The organism is Vibrio anguillarum (assembly GCF_001989995.2).
Taxonomy (GTDB): Bacteria; Pseudomonadota; Gammaproteobacteria; order Enterobacterales; family Vibrionaceae; genus Vibrio; species Vibrio anguillarum.
This window is the reverse complement of the sequence record NZ_JAHGUP010000070.1, coordinates 1-7,052: the sequence shown is the minus strand read 5'-3', so window position 1 is coordinate 7,052 and position 7,052 is coordinate 1. Positions and strand designations below refer to the sequence as shown.

The following is a 7,052-nucleotide window of genomic DNA, read 5'->3' as shown; positions in this document are numbered from 1 at the left end:
AGTCTGGCTGGAGCAGATCATGTGTCTCATGCCCCTAACTTGAGAGATGAGAACGGGAGGGCTATTGACTTAGATTTAACAGATGTGACAGATGTAATACTACTCCCTATTAGTCAAGAGAGATTAGATGAGTTTACTAGTAACCCTCAATATGTCATGAGTTCAGGAAGGTTTCGTCCTTCAGACATGCCGTGGGCAATTAACATATTCGATTTGTATGTAGTTACTGACATGCTCCCTCAACCTCATGACTTTTTAGACTATATCCATCGGAGGATTAAAAGTTCGGATAATCAGAAAATGTACATTCATGATGAGCTGGATTGGCTCGGTTATTATCTGTCCGATAGATTAAGAGGAATAGAAAACATTGACGATGAGGGAATAGATCTTGTTGCAATAGAACCAAACTCCGATAAGTTTGATGACTTTTATTTGAAAAATGGTGAAAAACCTCAGTTATATACACATGAATTTTTTAGCAAGCTAGTCCATGAAATGTGTCAGTATGAGAATGGATTTGAGTGCGCTAAGACGTTTTGCTTTTTTAATAAACAAGGGCAAAAAGAGCTAAAAGACATGGTAACCAAACAAGAGCAGAACCTTGTAACTAAACGCAAATCTGGCTCAGTTGTATTCTCAAATGAGGAGCAAAAAAAGGCATCTATATTTTGTTTCTATGTTCCAAAGCATGAAGAACACGAGCTTGAAAACTTTTACACAGGACGAATCGACTCGGCAAAAGAAAAATTGAGGGGACAAGATATGAGTGGGTATAAACTGTACTTAGTAAAAATACCGTTGATGTCAGGCTTCTCTGTAACTGGCGTGGAGCTCGCCCATACTTTTTAAAACGGTATACGAGTTGAGAAAGAAATATAATGTTAGGTTATAGAGTATTTGCGCTAATTTTTAGTGAGTTATGATAAGTTTATGGAAAGTCAGGCAGACAGAAAAACGAGACAGCCTGTTATTAAGAATGTTAGCTTTCAAGTAGGATCGTGTAATGGATGTAAATGCGAAAAGAGTTGATAGTCCAACTTATAAAATCATGATGTATTTGAATAAATACGAACCAGAACTTCTAGATAATGAGAAGATTCAATTTCTTTTTAAAAATTTACAAACAAATTTTAAAAAACTATTTTATACCATTGCTCATATTAATAAGGTACAAAAAGATGAAGACTTTATTAAAGAGTATAATCAAACATCTGTGGTCAGTATTAGTTCAGTTGAATATTGTTATTACAAGATTAGTACCATTTGGGATATTGCCTATCAAATAGCAGATAAGCTTATTTTTCCCAATAAAAAATCAGGTGATAAGTATGAATATTTGGAAAAGAAATTTGAGGGTTATGCCGATAATTTTGATGCCCTACAGCTAGGATGGTATAGAGACTTAAACAAAGTTAGAAATAAAATAGTTCATGGTGGCATTACAGTTAACCCATTCTATGTCAATGACGATGAAGTTAAGAATAGAATTTGTTTTCAGGCATATGATTTTAATTTGGATGACTTAATTCAGCCTCATTACATGTATTCGAATGAGTGTAATAACAATATTAATTTCGCGGATAATTATTTTGCCTTTCATACACATCTCTTATATTCGTATCTTTGTGACTTTTTTGAGTTTATTTTAATAGAGCTCAATAAAGATAAAAATCACGACAGAGAAAAATTAAGCCTTGATGAATTACCCTACGAGCTTTTTGAAAGAGGTCAGAAAACATGGCTGCTTTCAGAAGTTGATACCTTTACTGAGATCACAAAGGAAATGATTGCTCTGCAATTAGCTGATGGGCATCTAAATAATATAAATAAAGTGAGTATTCAAGATATTGAACAATTCTACGATTATTTTCCATTTACAATGATGAAAAGAATTAGTGACGGTGACTTTGTTTTGGCTGCAAATGAAAGCTAACAAGCGCTTGTACTGGGACAACTTTTCATTAAGTATTTTTGTGTTGCCGCTGCGCGCCAGTATCACACAAAAATGCTTCACTATAAGTTACCCGTGAAGCGGGCGTTATATTTTTTATCGAGATTTTCGAATGATTGAAACAGTAAAGTATTTAGATATTGTAAGAACAGTTAAAGCAAACGAAAAGCGAGTGACTGGGCGTAGGTATTGTTTTGACTCTATTGACAGTGTTACTGAAAACCTAATGGCAGAGATGAATGCCAAATTGCAGCGGCATACTCTCGTCGCAGTTTTGTTCTGTAATCCAAACACTCAGTTCTGTAAAAGTGAAATTCTGAATTCATTGAACTATTTCCACAAAAGATCTAAACATCATATCCATATATTTTGCTGTGGCTTCGGAGCTTACAAAAACTCAACTGAATTTAATGATGTCCAGCAAATTATAGAGATTGATGGAGAACCATGGTTTTACAGTGACTCTGCTTTAGTTGACGTAGTTGAAAGTTTTGAAGCTAAAACTAACTGGACATATAGTGGTGAAAATGAGCTTCTTATTCTCGATGTAACACCTTCAGATGATGACGAGGACATTACGGTGAGCAATGCTATCGTTTGTAATCTAGAGCAAATGAAAGCAGATAAAGCATTTACATCGGTACGTTCTCTAATCGAAAACCTAATTAGGTATGCTGCAAGTAGTGAGTGTGCAGATGCTTGGGAGTTTAGCGATAAGCAAGGTATTAATGTAGCTAAAGACAGTCTAAAAGAAGGTTTCTTAGGGTTGTTGCCTAAATCTGTCAGTACTTTATATAGAAAGTCCGAAGGCTTTGCGGTCAGAAAAATATAACAAATAAGGATAGATGTCGCGCAGCCGACATCTTATCTGGGTGTTGAACAAGCCTGAAGCCTCTATATAAGTAAATTGATAAGTTTTAGAAGTGATATCGCCTCGTTGGTTTTCTCATGGTGAGTGCAGCTGTGACAAAGTCAATATTATCATACGGTTAGTTATTACTTGTTGTTTTTTAAAGTATTACGCTCTCCCAGTTAATCCCTTTGTAGTGAATGAGAGAAATTGGCCACTATTTTAAAGGTTTACAATACGTCAGATAATCCATGAATTACTAATTTAGAGAAACCACTGACTCAGAATTGTCCAAATCCGTGTTAGGCCGATAGGTTCTGGCACGTTTATGCCCCAAAATGAGTTTGCGCAACAGAACGCTGATAATCCCCGCCAGAAAATAGCCTGACATTTAGTAATGACAGATCGCGCAGAACTGATGTGCGGAATTCCCCCCCCAACCTTCATAAACAACATTTCTGACCAATGATTTTCATCTGCATTGTTATACAGGCTCTCCTAAATTCACATTTCGGAATTGAGACCAATCTCACGGTTTCATAGAATGACGAATCATACAATCCGCCGTTAAACTCATATGAAAGCAATAAGTTATGAATTTCCTGTTAGTTCTTTTGGGTGTTATAGTTTTACTTATAATTTTTGTTTTTTTCAGAAACAAACTAGTTCACGCTTATTTAGATGAAGCATTAGAAATAACCTCAACACGAAAAAATCAGAGTATTGAAAATTATAAAAGACGGCAACGAAAAGCAAAACATAAAGCATATTTTCTTTGGCGTTACGAAAGGATCAAACACTCTGAAGCACTTATGAATATTCCTCCTCACTACACTACTCATGTGGACGGGATGTGTTGGCACTACAGCAAGATAGATAAGTGCTTTGTCGTTTATTTTTCTGGATTGGAAAATAGATATATAAGCCTACTTCTTGACAAACATGATACGAAAACAAATGATAACCAGCATGCCATTGAATTGAATATAGCAAATGAAACATGGATAACAGTTAACCGTTCAGTTAATGAATATGATGATTCTCCGTATGTAGAATTTAACCTTCTGAAAGAAGAAGATATTAATAATCTACGCGCAGCGGGAGTACAAATAGTGGTATATAATAATTCTTGGATACCTGAAATCGTAAAATCAATGCCTCATTTCTAACCTGTTTCAAATGAAAATACGCTAGCACCAAAGAGATACTGAATGGTTATTGGTACATCCTGTATAGACTGGATCTGTCATCACTGCTTGGGGATGAAAAGCTTTGTCCACACGACCGTTCTGCTATACAAAAGGTTATCCGAAAGGTAGAGATCGACTTATATTCCAAACTCACTTCTGTCCAAAAAATGACCCTAAACCGCTTCAATCTGTGGCATGTGAACAGCAGCATATCTTAGTGGTCAAGCGGCTTTCGCCATACCAGATAGAGAACAAACACGCCGCCCAATGCAGCAGTGACAATGCCCACAGGCAGTTCTTGTGGCGCTAACACGGTGCGACTGACAACGTCACCCAGCAACAAAATTACCGCGCCCCACAATGCAATTAAGGGCAGTGCCAGCTTGTGCGTCATGCCTGAAAAGGGGCGGACGAGATGAGGCACCATCAACCCGATAAACCCAATTACGCCCGTGAGTGAAACGATCGATGCGGTGCAAAAGGCGCAGCAGAGAAACACTTCGCTTTGTAGGCGATGCACATTGATGCCGAGAGAATGGGTGGTTTGTTCGCTCACTAGTAAAGTGTCGAGTTCGCGATACCGTTTCAGTAGCAATATCACCAAACACAGTACCCCAACAGCGGCAAAAAAGAGGTTATCCCAACGGGCCAATCCCAAACCTCCCATTGTCCAAAACAAGATGGAGCTCGCCGCGCGCTGGTCGCCTGAATAAATCAGAAAACTGGTGACCGCACCAAACAAAAACGAGATCGCCAAGCCGCACAAAACAATGTTGTTGTCGCCCCGTTTTTTCTGCATCGAAAACAGAAAAAGCACCGCAGATGCAGAGATGATCCCGCCACAGAACGCTGCAATCGGTAATGACCACACGCCAAGGGCATCCCCCACTTGCGTGATCACCAATACTGCGCCCGCAGATGCACCCGATGACAAACCAAATAAGAAAGGATCGGCGAGGTCGTTTCGTGTCGCGGTTTGGAGCACCGCGCCTACCATGGCCAAGCCCGCTCCTGCAATCACAGCAAGTAACGCCCTTGGCAACCTCAAATCAATGAATATGCGGCTTGCCATGCTGATTTCTTCATCATTGAAAGAGAGTAACCCGACAAGCACATCATTCCACGTCAGTGGCACGGCGCCAAATTGTAAACTCATGGAGAACGCGAACAGCATGGCGGCGATGCCAACCAGCCATGCCATCCGGTATTTTTGGATTTTCATTCGGCGTTACGCTGCCTTCACCTTACTGTGGGAAGAATGTATCAGATAGCTTTTCAATGGCTTCGATGTTGGCTGGCCCTGGCGTCAGCTCTTCGTAACGCAGCTTTACATAGCGCTCAGAAGTCACGGCATTCGTGTGTTTCATGAGTGGATGTTCTTCCAGGAAGCGTTTCAAAGAATCCGCGCTGTTCACCGTTTGATAGTCGAGAAGAATAATCACATCGGGGTTGGCACGCGCCACGTTCTCCCACGATGTACGCGCCCAGCTTGTCGGCATGTCATCCGTAATGTTGCGCCCCCCGGCGACCTCAATCATGGCGTTAGGCATGGCGTATTTCCCCGCCGTGAAGGGTTTGTCTTCGCCCGAGTCAAACAAGAAGACGTTCGGAGGAGGCGTACCAGCACTGGCCTGTTTGTTCGCCAAGGTACTCAGTTTGGCTTTCCACTGGGTGACGAGTGCTTGCGCTTCATCTTGCTTATCAAAAATGATCCCCAGCTTTATGACGTCGCCATAAAGCAACTCCATGTTGGCAGAGCCACTTTGATCACCTGTATGAATGCAGCTTTCTGTCAGGACCAGGGTGTCGACACCGTAGGGTGCAAGCGTCTGGGGCGTGACATCACCGCCGACCTTCATGCCGTAATTCCATCCCGCGAAAAAGAAATCTGTATTGGCTGCGAGCAATGTTTCCAACGACGGGTATTTGGGGGCGAGCTCAGGAATGTTTCCTAAGCGTTTTTCAAAAGAGGGTGACATTTTGTACCAGCCGGAGATGCCCGTTACGCCGACCATGTTTTCCTGAAGCCCTAAGGCAAACGCCATCTCGGTCATGTTGATATCGTGAAAAACAGCACGCTCTGGTTTCTTCTCAATGGTCAGTGGACTGCCGCAGTTATCGACGGTAACCGGGTAGTTGGTATTTGCTGCATTGACTGCAGCGATAGGTGATAGAAAAAAGAACAGCGTCGAGATGACAGACAATTTCATTGGAGGGTTCCTACTGCGGGTGAATGAAAACGAGATTGCGCCGCTTCAAAGTGATGAATCGTGCAATTAATGTGTGGGTGATTGATTGGGATAACGTTCAAGCCAAAAACGGGCGTGATAAATGTGTTTTGCATAACGATGTCGGGCGATTCGTAAGCCACCATTTTTTGCTTTGACATGAGCAACACTTTGTCGGCAAAGGGCGTCACCAGAGGTAAATCATGTAAGACGGCAATAGAGGCAATGCCTCGCTGTTTCACCAAGGTCAGTAGCTCAAGGCGGGCAAGGTGATCAAGGTGGTTTGTGGGCTCATCCAACAGCAAGAGTTTGGGTTCTTGCGCGAATGCCCGCCCAATACTTGCCCGTTGCTGCTCTCCCCCAGACAGGGAGCCAAAAGGTTGGTCGGCTTTATGCGAAAGGCTGACATCTTCAAGCGCTTGCCGAACAGACCTCTCATGCTCACTCTTACCGCAACAAAAGGTATGAGGCACGCGTCCTAGCCAAACGTACTCACTGACGCTCAAGCGAGGATCAACATGCTCATGCTGCGCGACAACGGCCACGGTCTTTGCCATTTGTTGCCTCGGCAGTGCATTCACGCTAACACCCGCGATCATCAATGTACCCATCACGGTTTGGTACTCGCCTGTCATGGCTTTCAGCAAGCTGGATTTACCGCTGCCATTAGGGCCAATAATGGCCACGCACTCGCCGTTGAAAACGTCGAACGTCACATCATTTACCGCTCGCCAGCCAGAAGCCCCATCGGCACATAGCCCTCGGGCAGACATTATGGGTTGATCCATTTCATCCCTTTGCATCATTGCACTAGCGCCTAAGCGTTATGT

Annotated in this window: 7 protein-coding genes; 4 read left to right on the top strand and 3 right to left on the bottom strand. The window is 42.2% G+C overall.

All coding sequences use genetic code 11. From position 1 onward, the window contains the following. The 4 genes from PL85_RS15035 to PL85_RS15020 all read left to right on the top strand — a co-directional run. The coding region (locus PL85_RS15035; RefSeq protein WP_214650111.1) for a hypothetical protein at window positions 1-852 on the top strand (852 nt) is incomplete at its 5' end. A gap of 154 nt (window positions 853-1,006) precedes the next feature. Beyond that, complete coding sequence (locus tag PL85_RS15030; protein ID WP_115339210.1) at window positions 1,007-1,936, top strand: hypothetical protein; 930 nt, start codon at window positions 1,007-1,009, stop codon at window positions 1,934-1,936. Between the two features lie 130 nt (window positions 1,937-2,066). Further along, the gene (locus tag PL85_RS15025; protein ID WP_115339209.1) at window positions 2,067-2,786 is read left to right on the top strand and encodes a hypothetical protein; all 720 of its coding nucleotides are present in this window, start codon (window positions 2,067-2,069) and stop codon (window positions 2,784-2,786) included. A gap of 611 nt (window positions 2,787-3,397) precedes the next feature. Further along, window positions 3,398-3,973: a hypothetical protein gene (locus PL85_RS15020; RefSeq protein ID WP_115339207.1), complete on the top strand. Its 576-nt coding sequence runs from the start codon at window positions 3,398-3,400 to the stop codon at window positions 3,971-3,973. Window positions 3,974-4,208: 235 nt separating this feature from the next. Here PL85_RS15020 and PL85_RS15015 read toward each other — a convergent pair whose 3' ends face one another. The 3 genes from PL85_RS15015 to PL85_RS15005 all read right to left on the bottom strand — a co-directional run bounded on the left by PL85_RS15015 (window position 4,209) and on the right by PL85_RS15005 (window position 6,995). Continuing rightward, complete coding sequence (locus PL85_RS15015; protein ID WP_115339887.1) at window positions 4,209-5,168, bottom strand: FecCD family ABC transporter permease; 960 nt, start codon at window positions 5,166-5,168, stop codon at window positions 4,209-4,211. Between the two features lie 70 nt (window positions 5,169-5,238). Continuing rightward, window positions 5,239-6,204 (bottom strand): ABC transporter substrate-binding protein, encoded by a 966-nt coding sequence (locus tag PL85_RS15010; RefSeq protein ID WP_115339206.1) that lies wholly within the window; start codon window positions 6,202-6,204, stop codon window positions 5,239-5,241. After that, the gene (locus PL85_RS15005; RefSeq protein ID WP_115339205.1) at window positions 6,201-6,995 is read right to left on the bottom strand and encodes an ABC transporter ATP-binding protein; all 795 of its coding nucleotides are present in this window, start codon (window positions 6,993-6,995) and stop codon (window positions 6,201-6,203) included. Before PL85_RS15005 ends, PL85_RS15010 begins: the two co-directional genes overlap by 4 nt. Window positions 6,996-7,052: the final 57 nt, after the last annotated feature.

What these genes read in the sequence shown, in the direction of transcription:
- PL85_RS15010 (WP_115339206.1), bottom strand. Translation starts at nt 6,204, where the DNA reads ATGAAATTGTCTGTCATCTCGACGCTGTTCTTTTTTCTATCACCTATC.
- PL85_RS15020 (WP_115339207.1), top strand. Translation starts at nt 3,398, where the DNA reads ATGAATTTCCTGTTAGTTCTTTTGGGTGTTATAGTTTTACTTATAATT.
- PL85_RS15005 (WP_115339205.1), bottom strand. Translation starts at nt 6,995, where the DNA reads ATGTCTGCCCGAGGGCTATGTGCCGATGGGGCTTCTGGCTGGCGAGCG.
- PL85_RS15030 (WP_115339210.1), top strand. Translation starts at nt 1,007, where the DNA reads ATGGATGTAAATGCGAAAAGAGTTGATAGTCCAACTTATAAAATCATG.
- PL85_RS15025 (WP_115339209.1), top strand. Translation starts at nt 2,067, where the DNA reads ATGATTGAAACAGTAAAGTATTTAGATATTGTAAGAACAGTTAAAGCA.
- PL85_RS15015 (WP_115339887.1), bottom strand. Translation starts at nt 5,168, where the DNA reads ATGCTGTTCGCGTTCTCCATGAGTTTACAATTTGGCGCCGTGCCACTG.